This is a genomic window from Knoellia koreensis, from assembly GCF_013041615.1.
GTDB lineage: Bacteria > Actinomycetota > Actinomycetes > Actinomycetales > Dermatophilaceae > Pedococcus > Pedococcus koreensis.
The window spans coordinates 634949-652234 of record NZ_JABEPQ010000002.1 but is presented as its reverse complement, the minus strand read 5'-3'; the positions used below and the strand labels follow the sequence as shown (position 1 = coordinate 652234).

The following is a 17286-nucleotide window of genomic DNA, read 5'->3' as shown; positions in this document are numbered from 1 at the left end:
CGGCGCTGGACGCAAGCTTGGGCGTATGCCGGGTGGTCAGCTTTCGCGGTCGCGGCGCCACTCGTAGGGGGTCGTCGTCGTCACCTTGACCAGGCCCGAGCGCTCGAGGATCGGGCGCGAGAACTCGGTGGAGTCGCTGTGCATGTACTTCTTGCCGTGCCCGATCGCGGACCGGGCGCGGGCGGAGGTGAGGGCGCGGTAGACGCCGCGGCCCCGCCACTCGGGCAGCGTGGCGCCGCCCCACACCCCGGCGAACTCGGTGCCCTCGACCGGTTCGAGCCGGCCCGCCGACACGACCTCGCCGTCGGCCTCGGCGACCCACATCTCCATGTCGTTGCGCGTGCGCAGGCGGTGGAAGATCTGCGCCTCCATCTCGGCGGCGAACTCCGGGGTGTCGTTGAAGACCTTGGCCTGCATCGCCAGCATCCGGCGGACGGCTTCGTCGTCGTGGGTGACCTCACGCACCACGACGCCGTCCGGCAGCGCCACGTCGTAGGCGAGCAGGCGCGCCTCGCCGACCATCACCGACTCGGGCTCGTCGGGCTGGAACCCGTTCTGCACCAACGCCTCGTGCAGTCCTGGCGCGTGGTCGTGGCCGCGGGTCTTCCACTCGACGCGGACGATGTCGGGCATGGCCCGGTAGTGCGCGAGTGTCTCCTCGACGAGCCCGCGCACCGACCCCTCGTCGGCGGGCTGCCCGTCCACCTCGAGGTTCTTGTAGGTGACGAAGCCGCGCCCACCGAGGTAGGTCGCGAGCACCAGCGGGCCGAGCCGCGGGGCGGTGAGCGCCGACGAGAGCTCCTCGCGCAGCTGCTCGTCGTAGGCCGCAAGGAGGGCTGCGGGGTTGGCCGCCGGGTCTGCCGCGGGGCCAGCCGTGGGGTCGGCGTCGGGGGAGGAGTCGGTCACGGGAGCGAGCCTCGCGCGGTGACCACGCGGCATACAAGTGGGTTTCTCCGTCGGCCCTCGGCGAACGCCGACGGAACCTTGGCACTCGAGTTGACCGAGTGCTAACTGGCGCCTAGATTTCGTGTTGGCACTCCGGTTCGCCGAGTGCTAACCCGCAGCCACTTCGGTCGACCCCCGCGACGGCGACCGGACGGGTGCACCAGTTCCACCCCAACCTGTCCACTCCGACATTCCCGAAGGGGAGGTCACCATCGTGTCGGTTTCCATCAAGCCGCTCGAAGACCGCATCGTCGTCAAGTCCGTCGAGGCCGAGCAGACCACCGCGTCCGGCCTCGTCATCCCGGACACCGCGAAGGAGAAGCCCCAGGAGGGCGAGGTCCTCGCGATCGGCCCGGGTCGCATCGACGACAACGGCAACCGCGTCCCGCTCGACGTCAAGGTCGGCGACCGCGTGATCTACAGCAAGTACGGCGGCACCGAGGTCAAGCACGGCGGGGATGAGCTGCTCATCCTGTCGGCGCGCGACGTGCTCGCCATCGTCGGCTGACCCACCTGCGGCTGACAACGGATCCGGTATGCCGTGAGCTCACCCGTGTGGTGACCTCACGGCATACCTGTTCCCACCCCTGCTGAAACCAATTGGTAGAGAAGGACTTTCATGGCCAAGACGCTGGAGTTCAACGACTCCGCTCGCAAGTCGCTCGAGCGCGGTGTCGACGCGCTCGCCAACGCCGTCAAGGTGACGCTCGGCCCCAAGGGCCGCAACGTCGTCCTCGACAAGAAGTGGGGCGCCCCCACGATCACCAACGACGGTGTCACTATCGCTCGCGAGGTCGAGCTCGAGGACCCGTACGAGAACCTCGGCGCCCAGCTCGCCAAGGAGGTCGCGACCAAGACCAACGACGTCGCGGGTGACGGCACCACCACCGCCACCGTGCTCGCCCAGGCCATGGTCAAGGAGGGCCTGCGCAACGTCGCCGCGGGCGCCGGCCCCGCCGGGCTCAAGCGAGGCATCGACCAGGCCGTCAAGGCCGTCTCGGACAAGCTGCTCGAGACCGCCCGCGAGGTCGAGGGCAAGGACGAGATCGCCCAGGTCGCCGCGCTGTCCGCGCAGGACCAGGAGATCGGCGGCATCATCGCCGACGCGTTCGACAAGGTCGGCAAGGACGGCGTCATCACCGTCGAGGAGTCCTCGACCGCGTCGACCGAGCTCGAGTTCACCGAGGGCATGCAGTTCGACAAGGGCTACATCTCGCCCTACTTCGTCAGCGACCCGGAGCGCATGGAGGCCGTCCTCGACGACGCCTACATCCTCATCAACCAGGGCAAGATCTCCGCGATCGCCGACGTCCTGCCGGTGCTGGAGAAGGTCGTCAAGAGCGGCAAGCCGCTGCTGATCATCGCCGAGGACGTCGACGGCGAGGCGCTGTCGACCCTGGTGGTCAACAAGATCCGCGGCACCTTCAACGTCGTCGCGGTGAAGGCGCCGGGCTTCGGTGACCGTCGCAAGGCGATGCTCCAGGACATCGCGGTGCTCACCGGTGGCCAGGTCATCTCCGAGGAGGTCGGGCTCAAGCTCGACCAGGCCGACCTCGACGTGCTGGGCCAGGCCCGCCGCGTCGTCGTCACCAAGGACACCACCACGATCATCGACGGCGCCGGCGCGGCCGACGACGTCACCGGCCGGGTCAACCAGATCAAGGCCGAGATCGAGCGCACGGACTCCGACTGGGACCGCGAGAAGCTCCAGGAGCGCCTCGCCAAGCTCGCCGGTGGCGTCTGCGTCATCAAGGTCGGTGCCCACACCGAGGTGGAGCTCAAGGAGAAGAAGCACCGCATCGAGGACGCCATCAGCGCGACCCGCGCGGCTATCGAGGAGGGCATCGTCGCCGGCGGCGGCTCCGCCCTCGTCCACGCCGCGTCGGTCATCGACTCGCTGTCGCTCCAGGGCGACGAGGAGGTCGGCGCGACGATCGTCAAGAAGGCCGCTGCCGAGCCGCTGCGCTGGATCGCCGAGAACGCGGGCCTGCAGGGCTACGTCGCGGTCTCCAAGGTGCAGGACCTCGAGCCCGGCCAGGGCCTGAACGCCGCCACCGGCGAGTACGGCGACCTGGTCAAGGCCGGCGTCATCGACCCGGTCAAGGTCACCCGCTCGGCGCTGACCAACGCCGCCTCGATCGCGTCGATGGTCCTCACCACCGACACGCTCGTCGTGGAGAAGAAGGAAGAGGAGCCCGAGGCCGCCGCCGGTCACGGGCATGGCCACGGCCACTGAGCCACCCGGCATACCTCGCGCCTGACCGAAAGGGGCGCCTCCACAAGGGGCGCCCCTTTCGCGTGCCCGCGCCCGCTCGGTCGAGGTGATGGCCGACCGGGATGCGTGGGGGATTACCTCGAATCCCTCAGCGGCAGAAGGTGACTCGGCACTCAGGTGCCGGTGACGACGAGAATCGTCTCGCCGGCATACTCCACGGACTGGCCGGGGCGCACCTGGCTGCCGCGACGCGCGACGACGTCGCCGTCGACCCGCACCTCGCCGTTCTCGATGACGGCGCGGGCCATCGCCCCGTCGTCGACGACACCGGCGAGCTTGAGCAGCTGGCCGAGCCGGATCGACTCGTCCCGGATGGGGATCTCGAGGGTGCTCACGCCCTCGAGTATCGCGCGGTCAGCTGGCTGCCCGCACTCCCGTTCCGGCGTAGTGGCGCTCGCGCTCGTCCTCGGTCATGGCGCCCCAGACGCCGTAGGGCTCACGGACCCGCAAGGCGTGCTCGCGGCACTGCTCCAGCACGGGGCAGGCGAGGCACACCTCCTTGGCCTTCGAGTCGCGCGAGCGACGGGCCGGGCCGCGCTCGCCCTCAGGGTGGAAGAAGACCTCGGGGTTGATCTGTCGGCAAGACCCCTGGAGCTGCCAATCCCACCGGTCCGCGACCGGTCCTGGCAGCCGTGACAACTCAGCCATGTCGTCCCTCTGCTCCCCGCGGCACCTTGCCGCACGTTCGGGACGCTAGCGCCGGGCTTCCTGCGAAACATCCATGCGGAAGTAAGGACTTGTTCAAGCGCGGACAGCGTTTCGCGCGGCTGTCCACATTTTGGTATGCCGCCCGCTCAGGTGAGCGCGAACGCCCGGTTCGGGCGTCGTGACCGGCCGGTCTACCATTGGTGCATGAGCCTTGGTGTGGACGACCGACTGCCCGACCTCACCGCCCAGGCGGCACCCGCCGCGCCCACCGCGCCGGCCCCGGAGGCGGCCGCCGAGCCCGACCCCTTCGGCAAGCTGGGGCTCACGTACGACGACGTCCTGCTGCTGCCGGGCGAGACCGACGTGATCCCGTCGGAGGTCGACACGAGCGCCCGGCTGACGCGCGAGATCACCCTGCGGATCCCGCTGGTGTCCGCGGCGATGGACACGGTGACCGAGTCCCGGATGGCGATCGCGATGGCCCGGCAGGGCGGGATCGGCATCCTGCACCGCAACCTCTCGATCGAGGACCAGGCCTACCAGGTCGACCTGGTGAAGCGGACCCAGACCGGGCTCATCAGCAACCCTGTGACGATCGGCCCCGACGCCAGCCTCGAGGAGCTCGACAAGCTCGCCGGCGAGTACCGCATCTCAGGCTTCCCCGTGGTCGGCGGCGATGGCGAGCTCATCGGCATGATCACCAACCGCGACCTGCGGTTCACGCCGGTGGCCGAGTGGGCGACCACCCGCGTGCGCGACGTGATGACGCCGATGCCGCTCGTGACCGGCCGGGTCGGCATCTCCCGGGACGAAGCGACGGCACTGCTGCGCCAGCACAAGCGCGAGCGCCTTCCGCTGGTCGACGACCAGGGGCGCCTCGCCGGGCTCATCACGGTCAAGGACTTCGTGAAGTCCGAGCAGTTCCCCGACGCCAGCAAGGACGACCACGGCCGGCTGCTCGTCGGCGCCGCCATCGGGTTCTTCGGTGACGCGTGGGAGCGCGCGACCACGCTGGTCGAGGCCGGCGTCGACGTGCTCGTCGCCGACACCGCCAACGGCCACGCGCGGCTGCTGCTCGACATGGTGCGCCGCCTCAAGTCCGACCCCGCCACCCGGCACGTGCAGGTCATCGGCGGCAACGTCGCCACCCGTGCCGGTGCACAGGCGCTCGTCGACGCCGGTGTCGACGCGGTCAAGGTCGGCGTCGGTCCGGGCTCGATCTGCACGACCCGCGTGGTGGCCGGGGTCGGGGTGCCGCAGGTGACCGCCATCCACGACGCCTCCCTGGCCTGCCGCCCGGCCGGGGTCCCGGTCATCGGCGACGGCGGCCTGCAGTACTCCGGCGACATCGCCAAGGCCCTCGTGGCGGGCGCCGACAGCGTCATGCTGGGCTCGCTGCTCGCCGGGTGCGAGGAGTCGCCCGGTGACCTCATCTTCGTCAACGGCAAGCAGTTCAAGGCCTACCGCGGCATGGGCTCGCTCGGCGCGATGGCCTCGCGCGGCAAGAAGTCCTACTCCAAGGACCGCTACTTCCAGGCCGACGTCAGCAGCGACGACAAGATCGTCCCCGAGGGCATCGAGGGCCAGGTCGCCTACCGCGGCCCGCTCGGCAACGTCGTCCACCAGCTCGTCGGTGGCCTGCACCAGTCGATGTTCTACGTCGGCTCGCGCACCATCCCCGAGCTCAAGGCGCGCGGCCAGTTCGTCCGGATCACCTCGGCCGGGCTCAAGGAGTCGCACCCCCACGACATCCAGATGACCGTCGAGGCCCCCAACTACGGCGGTCGGTGACGGCCGACGCCGGCCGTCCGGCGCGGCATACGCCATCTGCCGGAGTTGCTGGGGCGCCCTTCGCGCATAGCCTGCGGTTCACGGTCTTATGGCCGGGTAGGGGACGCCACACGAACCGTCGGCTGAAGCCGTATGGCGCAGCGACGCCCCCTGACGCCCCGCCGTCGGCAGCCCCCTCACCCGACGGCGGGGCGTCCTCATGCCTGGCGGGCCGATAGCCTTGCGCGGTGACTGAGATCGAGATCGGCCGCGGCAAGCGCGGACGACGGGCCTACTCCTTCGACGACATCGCGGTCGTGCCCTCGCGGCGCACCCGCGACCCCGAGGAGGTCTCCGTCGGCTGGCAGATCGACGCCTACCACTTCGACATCCCGGTCATCGCCGCACCGATGGACTCGGTCATGTCGCCGGAATCCGCGATCGCGCTCGGTCGCCTCGGTGGGCTGCCCGTCCTCGACCTCGAGGGACTGTGGACGCGGTATGCCGACCCGTCGCCGCTGCTGGCCGAGATCGCCACGCTCGACCCGGCCACCGCGACCGCGCGGATGCAGGAGATCTACGCCGAGGACATCCAGCCCGAGCTGGTCGCGCAGCGGCTGCACGAGGTGCGCGAGGCCGGCGTCACGGTCGCGGGTGCCCTGAGCCCGCAGCGCACCCAGCAGCTGTGGAAGACCGTCGTCGACGCCGGGGTCGACCTCTTCGTCATCCGCGGCACCACCGTCTCGGCCGAGCACGTGTCGGGGCGCGCGGAGCCGCTCAACCTCAAGCGGTTCATCTACGAGCTCGACGTGCCGGTCATCGTCGGTGGCGCCGCGTCCTACACGGCGGCGCTGCACCTGATGCGCACCGGTGCGGCCGGTGTCCTCGTCGGCTTCGGTGGCGGCGCGGCCCACACGACCCGCCGCACCCTGGGCATCCACGCACCGATGGCCTCGGCCATCGCCGACGTCGCGGCCGCGCGCCGCGACTACCTCGACGAGTCCGGTGGCCGCTACGTCCACGTCATCGCCGACGGCGGCATGGGTACGAGCGGTGACATCGTCAAGGCCGTGGCCTGCGGCGCCGACGCCGTGATGCTCGGGGCGGCGCTCGCGCGGGCCACCGAGGCGCCCGGGCGCGGGCTGCACTGGGGCTCCGAGGCGCACCACCCCGAGCTGCCGCGCGGTGAGCGGGTCGAGGTCGGCGCGGTCGCGTCGCTCGAGCAGATCCTCTTCGGGCCGGGTCGCCTGGCCGACGGCACGACGAACCTCGTCGGCGCGCTGCGACGGGCCATGGCGACGACCGGCTACTCCGACCTCAAGGAGTTCCAGCGGGTCGAGGTCGTCGTCGCCCCCTACGCGCAGAGCTGAGCCCGGCTGAGCCGGGCCAGGGGCAGTACTGGGCTGCCAGAGATCAAGCGTCAGGCGTGGCCGGCGTCGATGATGCGCCAAGGCTGGGCGCCTGAGTTGCGCACGACGACGTAGCCCCACTGGATCGTGCCCTCGGGACCCATCGAGATGTCGTGGCCCGACTGCCGCGCGGTGAACCGCACGTGCCAGGCCTGGGCGTAGTCGTCACCGGAGCTTCGGGAGCCGTCGGACGCCCGCGTGATGCGGTCCGCCCCCGTGATCGTCAGGTCGTCGAACCGCCCGGCCCGGTCGAACCGGCTGTATCGCATGTGCTCGACCCCGGCGATCCGGTTGGCGGTGGCGAAGTCACGCGCGTTGACCGCATCGACGTAGGCGCGAACCACCTGCTCGGGAGTCGCGCTCGGTCCGGGATCGGCCACATCCGCCGTCGGCCGCACCACGAGGAACACCCCAACCGCAACGGCGACCACGACGGCAACCAGGGCCGTCCCCCACACCAGGCGCGCACGCGGCATACCCCAGTGTGGCGCGGCACGAGGTGATGTGGCGCGGGTCGCCTAAGTTACCTCTGGTAAGGATTTGGGTCGGCGCCTAGTGTTGGTCCATGGCTCCGGAGACCATCGCCGATCCCGAGACCGACCCGACCGCCACGTATGCCGTGGACCCGGGGACGGTGCGCCGCCTCGCCCGCCGCGTCGTGAGCGCGCCGCGGGCCGAGCAGCACCGGAGCTCCACTCCGCTCACGGGCGCACCCCTCGCGACGCTGCCGTTGTCGACCCGCGAGGACGTCGCGGTCGCCGTTGACGCCGCCCGTGCCGCCCAGCGGGCGTGGTCGCGCACGCCGATGGAGCTGCGCGAGCGCATCTTCCTGCGCTACCACGACCTCGTCCTCCAGCGGCAGGTGCAGCTGCTCGACCTCGTCCAGCTGGAGTCGGGCAAGACCCGGGCCCAGGCGTTCGAAGAGGTCGCCGACGTCGCCATCGTGGCGCGGCACTATGCCCGCTCCGCGGCGGCATACCTGCGTCCCCGCCGCAGGGCGGGGCTCTTCCCCGTCCTCACGCAGAGCACCGAGTACCACCACCCGCGCGGGGTCGTCGGCATCGTCAGCCCGTGGAACTACCCGCTCAGCCTGGCAATCACCGACGCGATCCCCGCGCTCATGGCCGGCAACGCGGTGGTGCTGCGTCCCGACCTCCAGTCGTCGCTGACGGCCCTCATGGCGGTCGAGCTGCTCACCGAGGCGGGGCTGCCCGAGTCGGTGCTCCAGGTCGTGCTCGGTGACGGCCCGACGGTGGGGCAGGCGGTCGTCGACCTCACCGACTACGTCTGCTACACCGGCTCGACCGCGACCGGGCGGTCGGTGGCCGCGTCCGTCGCCCCGCGCCTCGTGGGCTACTCGCTCGAGCTGGGCGGCAAGAACGCGATGTACGTCGCCGAGGACGCCGATCTCGACAAGGCGGTCGAGGGTGCCGTGCGGGCGTGCTTCTCCTCGGCCGGGCAGCTGTGCATCTCGATCGAGCGGCTGCTCGTGCACGACCGGGTGGCCGACGAGTTCACCCGCCGGTTCGTCGAGGCGGTGCGGGCGATGCGCCTGTCCGCCGACCTGACCTTCGGGCCCGACATGGGCTCACTCGTCGGGAAGCCGCAGCTCGACCGAGTCACCGCCCACGTCGACGACGCCCGCGCCAAGGGCGCTCGCGTGCTCACCGGTGGCCGGCCGCGCCCGGACCTCGGCCCCTACTTCTACGAGCCGACCGTGCTGGAGGGCGTCACGGCGGCGATGGACCTGCGCGACGACGAGACGTTCGGGCCGGTCGTGTCGATCTACCGGGTGCACACCGACGACGAGGCCATCCGCTTCGCCAACGACACCGACTACGGCCTCAACGCCTCCGTCTGGACCCGCGATGTCGCGCGTGGGCGCCGCATCGCCACCGCCATCCAGGCTGGCACGGTCAACGTCAACGAGGCGTATGCCGCGGCGTGGGGGAGCGTGGCCGCCCCCATGGGTGGGATGAAGGCGTCGGGCGTCGGGCGGCGACACGGCTCGGAAGGCATCCTCAAGTACACCGAGTCGCAGAACGTCACAGCGCAGTACGTCGTGCCGATCGCCCCGTCGTTCGGCATGGACCAGCAGACCTACGCCCGCGTGATGACCGGTGCGCTGCGTGCGCTGAAGTCGCTCGGTCGCCGATGAGCGCGTTCGACCACGACGTCCTGGTCATCGGGTCGGGGTTCGGTGGCTCGGTCGCGGCGCTGCGGCTGGCCGAGAAGGGCTACCGCGTCCACGTCGTCGAGTCCGGCCGCCGGTTCGCCGACGAGGACTTCGCCAAGACGTCGTGGGACGTGCGCAACTACCTGTGGGCGCCGCGGCTCGGCTGCTTCGGGGTGCAGCGGGTGCACAAGCTGCCGGACGTCATGATCCTCGCCGGGGCGGGAGTCGGAGGCGGGTCCCTCAACTACGCGAACACCCTCTACGTGCCGCCCGAGCCGTTCTTCCGTGACCGGCAGTGGGCCGACATCACCGACTGGCAGGCGGAGCTGGCGCCCCACTACGAGACGGCGAGCCGCATGCTCGGGGTCGTCGAGAACCCGTGCGAAGGCGTCGTCGAGGACGTCATGCGGGCGGCGGCCCACGACATGGGCGTCGGTGACACGTTCCGCAAGACGCCCACCGGTGTCTTCTACGGCATGCCCGGGCGCCGTGTCCCCGACCCGTACTTCGGCGGAGCGGGGCCAGAACGCACGGGCTGCACCCAGTGCGGCAACTGCATGGTCGGGTGCCGGGTCGGTGCCAAGAACACCCTCGTCAAGAACTACCTCGCCCTCGCCGAGAAGCTCGGCGTCACCATCCAGCCGATGCGGACCGTGGTGCGGGTCGAGCCGCGACCGGGCGGCGGGTATGCCGTGACGCACGAGGCGACGGGCGCCTGGGTCCGGCGTGACCGGCATACCGTCAGCGCGGAGCAGGTCGTCTTCGCCGCCGGCACCTGGGGCACCCAGAAGCTGCTCCACGCGATGCGCGACGAGGGGGTGCTGCCGCGGCTGTCGGCGACGCTGGGGCGGCTGACCCGCACCAACTCCGAGGCGCTCGGCGGGTCGATGGTCGAACGCGTGCCGAGCAACGTCGACCTCTCCCACGGTGTGGCCATCACCTCCTCGTTCCACCCCGACGAGGACACCCACGTCGAGAACGTGCGGTACGGCAAGGGCTCGAACGCGATGGGTGCGCTCGCCACGATCCTCGTGCCGGGCGGGCGACTGCCGAGGCCCGTGCAGTTCGTCGTCGAGGCGGCCAGGCACCCGCTGGTCTTCGTCCGGTCGCTGTCGCAGTACAGGTGGAGCGAGCGCACCATCATCGGGCTGGTGATGCAGAGCCGCGACAACTCGCTGCAGGTGCGAGGCCGGCGCGGACGCTTCGGCGGGCGCTCGCTCACCTCGCGCCAGGGGCACGGCGAGCCGAACCCGGCGTACATCCCGGCCGGGCAGGAGGCGATGAAGGCGATCGCGCGCCGGCTCGGTGAGGCGACCGGGCTGCGGGCGTTCCCCGGCGGGTCGCTGGGCGAGATCGCGAACATCCCGCTCACCGCGCACTTCCTCGGCGGTGTCGTCATTGGCGCGGACCCGTCGCGCGGCGTGGTCGACCCCTACCACCGGGTCTGGGGCTACCCCGACCTGCACGTCGTCGACGGCTCGGCCGTGTCGGCCAACCTCGGCGTCAACCCCTCGCTGACCATCACCGCCCAGGCCGAGCGGGCGATGTCGCTCTGGCCGAACCGCGGCGATGTCGATGGGCGACCCGCGCAGGGCGAGGCCTACGCGCGGCTCGAGCCGGTGCCGGCGGGTATGCCGGTCGTGCAACGCTTCGGGGCCGTGACCGCCTGAGTGCCGGGTCGGCACCGAGGAGCAGCCGCGACGGCGCGAGGACAAAAGACAGCGGCTGGCGAGGACCCCTGCGCCTCGCCAGCCGCTGGCGTTTGTGATGGTGTGACCGGGGACGAGCCGGGGGTGGGTCCCCGGTCACACCATCCGGAACAACGACGCTTCATGGCGGGGGTTACGCGCCGCCTGAAACTTTTCTCCCAACTTTTTCGGTAAGCCGCTGAACCGGGGACGCGGCCGGCGGGTCAGCCTTCGGTGGCCGACGCCGTGTCGCGCGAGGGTTCGTCGCGCCAGGAGGCCCACAACGCGGCATACGCGCCGTCTGCGGCGACCAGCTCGTCGTGGGTGCCGATCTCGCTGACCTGTCCGTCCTCGACGACGGCCACCCGGTCGGCGTCGTGGGCGGTGTGCAGGCGGTGGGCGATCGCGACCACGGTGCGCCCGTCGACCACCGCTGCCAGGGACCGCTCGAGGTGCCGCGCGGCGCGCGGGTCGAGCAGCGAGGTGGCTTCGTCGAGCACCAGGGTGTGCGGGTCGGCGAGGACGAGCCGGGCGAGCGCGACCTGCTGCGACTGCGCCTCGGTGAGGACGTAGCCGCCGCTGCCGACGATGGTGTCGAGCCCGTCGGGCAGCCCCCGCGCCCACGCGAGGGCGTCCACGGCGGCCAGCGCGGCTTCGAGGTCGTCGCGGCTCGCGGCCGGCCGGGCGAGCAGCAGGTTGTCCGCGAGCGTGCCGACGAAGACGTGGTGCTCCTGGGTGACGAGCGCGACCTCTCCGCGCAGCTCGCCGAGCTCGAGGTCCACCAAGGGGACCCCGCCCACGTCGACGCGTCCCTCGCGCGGGCCGTCGATGCCGGCCATGAGCCGGCCGAGGGTCGACTTGCCCGCACCGGACGGACCGACGATGGCGAGGCGCTCGCCCGGCTGGAGGTCCAGCGAAACCCCACGCAGGACGTCGTGACCGAGGCGGTAGGCGTAGCGGACGTCGTCGACGACCAGCTCGGACCCGTCGGGGTGCTCGCCCGTGGCACGCCGGTCCGGCGGCACGTCGCCGACGCCGATGACGCGGGCCAGCGACGTGGCACCGACCTGGATCTCGTCGAGCCAGCTCAGCACCTCGTCGAGCGGGTTCGTCATCTGCTGGATGTAGAGCGTGACCGCGGTCGCCGCGCCGGCCGTGATGTGGCCGTTGATCGCAAGCCAGCCACCCCACACGATCGCTCCGGCGGTGGGCACGTAGTAGCCGAAGACGACCGAGGGGAACCAGTGCAGCCGCAGCCCGAGGGTGTACCGCTCCGCGCGGTAGCACTCGTGCAGCGCCTTGCGAAACTCCTTGCGCCGCATGCCCGTCAGCGACAGCGCGTCCACGGTGCGCGCACCGTCGACCGTCTCGGCGATGACACCGTTGAGCTGGGCGTAGGTCGCGCGCTCCCAGAGGTAACCGTCCGCGGCATACCTGAGGTAGCGACGGGTCGAGAACCAGTAGAACGGCACCCCGAGCAGGATCGGCAGCGTCGCCAACGGCGACGTGAGCAGGGCCGCGACGATCGTCATGAGCACCGTCATCGCCGCCACGAACAGCGACGGGATGCCGAACCGCACGACGTGCGACAGCGCCTCGACGTCATTGGTGGTGCGGGCGACCAGGTCGCCGGTGCCGGCGCGCTCGACGGTCGACAGCGGCAGGTTGACCGCTCGCCCGACGAACTGTTCGCGCAGCTGCGCGAACACCGTCTCGCCGAGGATGAACGACATGCGGCGGGCGCCCCACGTCAGGGCGGTCTGGACGACGATCGCGCCCGCGAGGCCGAGGGCGATCCGGTCGACCGAGCCGGTGTCCCGGCTCCCGCTGACGACGTCGACGAGCCGGCCGACGAGCCACGGCCCGGCCAGGGCGGCGAGCGCGGCCAGCGCGTGCAACCCGAGGACCCAGCTCACGAGGCCACGGTGCTCGCGCACGAGGGTGCGGGTCTGCGCCCCGACCGTGCGCATGTCGGCGATCGGCAGGGTCCGGCGGGCGTGGTCGGTGATCACTGGTCCTCATCCTCACCGCGGAGCACGACGTGTCGGTATGCCGGGTCGGCCAGGAGGTCGTGGTGGGTGCCCGAGCGGGTGGCGAGGCCGTCCTCGAGCAGCACGACCTCGTCGGCCTGGCTTAGGAGCAGCGGGCTGACGGTCGTCACGACCGTGGTGCGGCCGCGGCGGTGGGTCGCGAGGCGCTCGGCGATGCGGGCCTCGGTGTGGGCGTCGACGGCGCTGGTGGGTTCGACGAGGACGAGGACCGGCGCGTCGGTGAGCAGCGCGCGGGCCAGCGCGAGACGCTGCCGCTGGCCACCGGAGTAGGACCGCCCACGCTCCTCGACCGTGCCGTCGAGGCCCTCGGGAATCGCGTCCAGCACGTCCGCCGCGCTGGCCGTCTCGATGGTCTCGAGGACGGCAGCGTCGGAGGTCCCTGCACCTGCATGCGCACCGAGCAGCTGGTCGCGCAGCACCCCGGTGAACAACCGCGGGTCGGGCTCGCTGACCACGATGCTGCGTCGGACGTCGGCGATGCCCAGGTCGTCGAGCCGCACCCCACCCCAGGTGGTCTGGTGTGGCCCCGGACCGTGGCGTCCCATGCGGTCGGCCACCGCGGCCGACTCCTCCGGCCGGGCCGACACGATCGCGGTGAGCCGGCCACCGCGAGCGACTGTGCCGGAGATCGGGTCGACGAGGTCGGATGCCGGGTCGGGAAGGGGCGCCCGCGGAGCGGCGTCAGGGTCGTGGTCGGGGCGAATTGCCATGACCCGCAACATCTTTCCCGCCGCGATGTGCGCGCGCACCGCGCGGTCCACGACCTCGACGGCCGTCTGCAGCGGCATGGTGAGGAAGGCGGTGTAGCCATAGAACGCCACGAGCTGGCCGGCCGTGATGGTGCCGTCCACCGCCTGCCGCGCACCGAGCCAGGTGACGAGCACGACGAAGACGCCCGGGATCAGCACCTGCGCCGAGTCCAGCGCCGCCTGGATGCCCGCCACCCGGAACCCGCGCTCACGCACCCGGGCCGACTGCGCCTCGTAGCGACGCAGGAACGTCTGCTCGCCGCCGATGCCACGCAGCACCCGCAGACCCGCGACGGTGTCCGCCCCGAGCGTGGTCAGCCGCCCGGCCTCCTCGCGCTGGCGGGCCTGGCGTCGCTGGAGCGGGCGCACGATGAGGGTCAGGCTCGCGAGCATGACCGGGCCGCCGAGCAGCACCAGCCAGCCCAGCGCCGGTGACGCCGTGAGCAGGATGATGCCGACTGCGACGTAGCTGACCACAGCCCCCGTGAGCCGCCCCATGACGTCGTACAGGCCCCCGAGACGCATGACGTCGTTGGCGAAGACCGCGACCACCTCGCCCGAGGGGATCGTGCGGGTGACGGCGGGGCCGGCCTTCTCGCTGCTCTCGGCCACGAGCTGGGCGCCGCGGTAGGACGCGTAGAGCCAGTTGGAGACGGCGAAGTAGTGGCGGATGGCAGCGGTTCCGGCGCAGATCGCGCCGAGGCCGAGCAGCACGGCCGCCCACGTGAACAGCCCCCGCGGGTTGCCGGGGACGATGCCCTCGTCCACGCCCTTGCCGACGGCCGCCGGGATGAGCGCGATCGCGAGCATCCAGGCCGCGCCGGCGATCATCCCGAGCGTCTGGCTGCGCCACTGCTGCCCCGCGATCCAGAGCATGAACCGGGGGACGCTTCGGGTGTCCGGGCGGCCCGGGTCGGCAAAGGGCATCTGTTGCATGAGGGTCCTCACGGTATGCCGCGGGCGTGCCTCCCCGACACCGGTTTTCGGCGCGCGGGCCCGCGGTCGCCGACGGATCGGGGGCTCATCGGTGTGGCTTCCGCCCACGGCGCGGCCACGCGGCATACGGTCATGGTGTGCGGACTGGAGGGAAGCATCGTCTGGTCGTCCGTCAGGACGCGGTGTTCGTGCGCCGGCGGCGCATCGCGCTGCTTGCGGTCGTGGGCATCCTCACCGTGGTGGTGCTGGGGTCGACCAAGGTGTTCGGCCTGGTCGGCGGCGAGCCCGCCGAGGCTGCACCCGCACCGAAACCCGCCCCGGCGGCCAAGCCCACGCCCACCAAGGCCAAGCCGACCATTCCGGCTCCCAAGCCGAGTCCGGCTGAGGCACAAGGAGATCCGGGGCCGTCGGAGAAGACCGCCATGGTGCAGGTCCTGCGGCTCACCGGCGGGCTCACCCCCAAGTCGGTGGTCGCCTCGTCGACGGGTCAGGTGTTCGCGCAGAACATGATGTACACGCACACGATGGTGGCGTTCCGGGCGGACGGTGCCCGCTTGGCGACGATCGGCGACTCGGTCGACCTGTCGAAGTTCGGCATCGAGGGGCACCCCGGGGTGTCGAAGGGCTCTCCGGTGGAGGTGGCGTTCACCCCCGACGGCCGCTACGCGTGGGTCTCCAACTACTCGATGTACGGCAAGGGATTCGGGCCGGAAGGGCTCGACAGCTGCACCAAGGGCGACGGCACCTCGCCGAGCACCGTCTACCGCGTCGACACGACCACCCACAAGATCGACAAGGTCACCCCCGTGGGTGCCGTGCCGAAGTACGTGGCCGTGACGCGGGACGGCAAGCGGGTGCTCGTCACCAACTGGTGCAGCATGGACCTCTCGGTCATCGACGCGTCATCGGGTGAGGAGACGGCGCGAATTCCGTTGGGGGGAGACAACCCTCGCGGCATCGCCGTCTCGCCCGACAGCCGTCAGGCCTATGTCGCCGTCATGGGTTCGGACCGCGTCGTCCGGGTCGACCTCGACGCGCGCAAGGTCTACGACTACGCCCGGACCGGTGACGGCCCGCGGCACATCGTCGAGAGCCCCGACGGCAAGTACCTGTACGTCACCAACAACAACGACAACACGGTGTCCAAGCTCGACCGGGAGTCCGGGCAGATCCTCAAGGTGGTGCGGGTCGGCAAGGAGCCCCGGTCGATGACCATCTCGCCCGACGGCGCCGCGATCTACACGGTGAACTACTCGTCGTCGTCGGTCACCAAGCTGCGCACGTCCGACCTCGCGGTGGTGGATGAGGTCAGGACCGACCAGCACCCGATCGGCATCACCTACGAGCCGACGAAGAAGGCCGTGTGGGTCGCCTGCTACGGCGGCAGCATCCTCGTGTTCGACGACTCGAGGCTTCCCGTAACCTGACCGGGTGCTGCGGACCGCCCTCAAGCCCAAGTGGCTCGGCCTGCTCGCAGTGGTCATCGCGGCCGGCATCGTCTGCGTCCAGCTCGGTTTCTGGCAGCTCAACGTCGCGCGCGACAAGGGGCTCGCGGAGGCGTTGCGCAAGGCGCACGAAGCGCGACCGGTGTTGCTGGACACCGTGATCCGCCCGCACCAGTCCTTCCCGAACGAGCAGTCCAACCGGGCCGTGACAGCCGTCGGCGAGTATGCCGCGGACGACCAGTTCCTCGTCGGTCCGCGCCGGCTCGGGGGGACGTCGGGCTACTGGGTGGTGACGCCGATCGTGGTCAAGGAGACGGGCGCACGGATCGCCGTGGTGCGAGGGTTCGTCACGGAGTCCGGTGGCAAACCGGCCGTCGCGCCGATCACGCCACCGGCCGGGAGCGTCTCGGTCGACGGCACCCTCGCCCCGGGGGAGTCGCCGGCAGCTGCACCGAGCGGTGCGCCCGGGTGGCCCAAGCCGGCGATGGGCTCGATCGACACCGCGCTCCTCGTCAACCAGTGGACCGGCCAGCTCTACAACGCGTTCGTCTTCGCCCAGGCCGAGAAGTCCGCGACGGGCGCGGGCATCCAGGCACTTGAGGGCCTGCGGCGGGTGCCCCCGCCCGAGGTGACGGGCGGGCTCAAGTGGCGCAACGCGGCATACGCGCTCCAGTGGTGGGTCTTCGCGGGGTTCGCCCTGTTCATGTGGTTCAGGATGGTGAGGGATGATGCCCAGCGTGACGACGAGTGAGATCAGGGACAAGGCCGGTACGGCGCGCGCGCTGTCGTGGTTCAAGGTGATGGCGATCGTGGCCGGTCTGGCCATGTTCGTGCTGATCGCGGAGATGGTGCTGAAGTACGGCTTCGAGAACGACGTCCTCTCCTGGTGGAGCCCCGTGCACGGCGTCATCTTCATGGTCTTCGTCTTCACCGTGTGGAACCTCGGCCTCAAGGCGCGCTGGGGCTTCGGGAAGATGGTCGCCATCGTCATCGGTGCCTGCATCCCGCTCGTCGCGTTCGTCATCGAGCGCAAGGTGGCGGCGGAAGTGGAGCCCCAGCTCGCCCGGTAGCCTTGCCGTGTGAGCGACGCCAGCACCGCTGCCTCCGACGGCACGCCCCCCGACGCCGTGACCTCCGACATCACCCAGGCGCAGGACGACGACCGCGTCGAGGCGCCGGAGGGTGACCGGGTCG

Annotated in this window: 15 protein-coding genes; 9 read left to right on the top strand and 6 right to left on the bottom strand. The window is 71.1% G+C overall.

Annotated elements, in window-relative coordinates; translation table 11 throughout:
- Positions 1–36 precede the first annotated feature (36 nt).
- Positions 37–906 (bottom strand): GNAT family N-acetyltransferase, encoded by an 870-nt coding sequence (locus HJG52_RS11355; protein WP_346767696.1) that lies wholly within the window; start codon positions 904–906, stop codon positions 37–39.
- Between the two features lie 253 nt (positions 907–1159).
- On the opposite strand from HJG52_RS11355, the gene groES reads away from it, so the two are divergent.
- Both groES and groL read left to right on the top strand, forming a co-directional pair.
- The gene (gene groES / locus HJG52_RS11350) at positions 1160–1453 is read left to right on the top strand and encodes a co-chaperone GroES (RefSeq protein WP_171243686.1); all 294 of its coding nucleotides are present in this window, start codon (positions 1160–1162) and stop codon (positions 1451–1453) included.
- A 111-nt stretch (positions 1454–1564) separates the two neighbouring features.
- Positions 1565–3181: a chaperonin GroEL gene (gene groL / locus HJG52_RS11345; RefSeq protein ID WP_171243685.1), complete on the top strand. Its 1617-nt coding sequence runs from the start codon at positions 1565–1567 to the stop codon at positions 3179–3181.
- A 152-nt stretch (positions 3182–3333) separates the two neighbouring features.
- Here groL and HJG52_RS11340 read toward each other — a convergent pair whose 3' ends face one another.
- Positions 3334–3555: an RNA-binding S4 domain-containing protein gene (locus HJG52_RS11340; RefSeq protein ID WP_171243684.1), complete on the bottom strand. Its 222-nt coding sequence runs from the start codon at positions 3553–3555 to the stop codon at positions 3334–3336.
- A 19-nt stretch (positions 3556–3574) separates the two neighbouring features.
- The gene (locus tag HJG52_RS11335) at positions 3575–3868 is read right to left on the bottom strand and encodes a WhiB family transcriptional regulator (RefSeq protein ID WP_171243683.1); all 294 of its coding nucleotides are present in this window, start codon (positions 3866–3868) and stop codon (positions 3575–3577) included.
- Positions 3869–4072: 204 nt separating this feature from the next.
- Between HJG52_RS11335 and guaB the strand changes: the two genes are divergently transcribed.
- Together guaB and HJG52_RS11325 are read left to right on the top strand one after the other, a co-directional pair.
- Positions 4073–5659, top strand: a complete 1587-nt coding sequence (gene guaB, locus HJG52_RS11330; protein ID WP_171243682.1) for an IMP dehydrogenase — start codon at positions 4073–4075, stop codon at positions 5657–5659.
- 227 nt (positions 5660–5886) lie between these two features.
- Positions 5887–7008, top strand: coding sequence for a GuaB3 family IMP dehydrogenase-related protein (locus HJG52_RS11325; RefSeq protein ID WP_171243681.1), 1122 nt, complete (start codon positions 5887–5889; stop codon positions 7006–7008).
- Positions 7009–7058: 50 nt separating this feature from the next.
- Here HJG52_RS11325 and HJG52_RS11320 read toward each other — a convergent pair whose 3' ends face one another.
- A complete protein-coding gene (locus tag HJG52_RS11320) occupies positions 7059–7523 on the bottom strand; it encodes a hypothetical protein (RefSeq protein ID WP_171243680.1) in 465 nt (154 codons plus the stop codon).
- A gap of 89 nt (positions 7524–7612) precedes the next feature.
- Between HJG52_RS11320 and HJG52_RS11315 the strand changes: the two genes are divergently transcribed.
- The gene (locus HJG52_RS11315; protein WP_171243679.1) at positions 7613–9205 is read left to right on the top strand and encodes a succinic semialdehyde dehydrogenase; all 1593 of its coding nucleotides are present in this window, start codon (positions 7613–7615) and stop codon (positions 9203–9205) included.
- Positions 9202–10893 (top strand): GMC oxidoreductase, encoded by a 1692-nt coding sequence (locus HJG52_RS11310; RefSeq protein WP_171243678.1) that lies wholly within the window; start codon positions 9202–9204, stop codon positions 10891–10893. Before HJG52_RS11315 ends, HJG52_RS11310 begins: the two co-directional genes overlap by 4 nt.
- Before the next feature lie 242 nt (positions 10894–11135).
- Here HJG52_RS11310 and HJG52_RS11305 read toward each other — a convergent pair whose 3' ends face one another.
- The gene (locus tag HJG52_RS11305; RefSeq protein WP_171244126.1) at positions 11136–12881 is read right to left on the bottom strand and encodes an ABC transporter ATP-binding protein; all 1746 of its coding nucleotides are present in this window, start codon (positions 12879–12881) and stop codon (positions 11136–11138) included.
- 38 nt (positions 12882–12919) lie between these two features.
- On the bottom strand, positions 12920–14647 hold the full coding sequence (locus tag HJG52_RS11300) for an ABC transporter ATP-binding protein (RefSeq protein WP_171243677.1): 1728 nt from the start codon (positions 14645–14647) through the stop codon (positions 12920–12922).
- Between the two features lie 137 nt (positions 14648–14784).
- On the opposite strand from HJG52_RS11300, the gene HJG52_RS21645 reads away from it, so the two are divergent.
- The 3 genes from HJG52_RS21645 to HJG52_RS11285 are packed head-to-tail and all read left to right on the top strand — an operon-like array spanning position 14785 to position 17162.
- The gene (locus HJG52_RS21645; protein WP_171243676.1) at positions 14785–16074 is read left to right on the top strand and encodes a beta-propeller fold lactonase family protein; all 1290 of its coding nucleotides are present in this window, start codon (positions 14785–14787) and stop codon (positions 16072–16074) included.
- 4 nt (positions 16075–16078) lie between these two features.
- Positions 16079–16843 carry an SURF1 family cytochrome oxidase biogenesis protein gene (locus HJG52_RS11290; protein ID WP_171243675.1) on the top strand — a complete coding sequence of 255 codons (765 nt, stop codon included), beginning with the start codon at positions 16079–16081 and terminating at the stop codon, positions 16841–16843.
- Positions 16830–17162 carry a DUF3817 domain-containing protein gene (locus HJG52_RS11285; protein WP_346767695.1) on the top strand — a complete coding sequence of 111 codons (333 nt, stop codon included), beginning with the start codon at positions 16830–16832 and terminating at the stop codon, positions 17160–17162. Before HJG52_RS11290 ends, HJG52_RS11285 begins: the two co-directional genes overlap by 14 nt.
- Positions 17163–17286: the final 124 nt, after the last annotated feature.

Excerpts from the sequence above, each read along its gene's own strand:
- groL (WP_171243685.1), top strand. The coding sequence starts at position 1,565 with ATGGCCAAGACGCTGGAGTTCAACGACTCCGCTCGCAAGTCGCTCGAG.
- HJG52_RS11310 (WP_171243678.1), top strand. The coding sequence starts at position 9,202 with ATGAGCGCGTTCGACCACGACGTCCTGGTCATCGGGTCGGGGTTCGGT.
- HJG52_RS11335 (WP_171243683.1), bottom strand. The coding sequence starts at position 3,868 with ATGGCTGAGTTGTCACGGCTGCCAGGACCGGTCGCGGACCGGTGGGAT.
- HJG52_RS11300 (WP_171243677.1), bottom strand. The coding sequence starts at position 14,647 with ATGCAACAGATGCCCTTTGCCGACCCGGGCCGCCCGGACACCCGAAGC.
- guaB (WP_171243682.1), top strand. The coding sequence starts at position 4,073 with ATGAGCCTTGGTGTGGACGACCGACTGCCCGACCTCACCGCCCAGGCG.
- HJG52_RS11315 (WP_171243679.1), top strand. The coding sequence starts at position 7,613 with ATGGCTCCGGAGACCATCGCCGATCCCGAGACCGACCCGACCGCCACG.
- HJG52_RS11305 (WP_171244126.1), bottom strand. The coding sequence starts at position 12,881 with ATGCGCACGGTCGGGGCGCAGACCCGCACCCTCGTGCGCGAGCACCGT.
- HJG52_RS11320 (WP_171243680.1), bottom strand. The coding sequence starts at position 7,523 with ATGCCGCGTGCGCGCCTGGTGTGGGGGACGGCCCTGGTTGCCGTCGTG.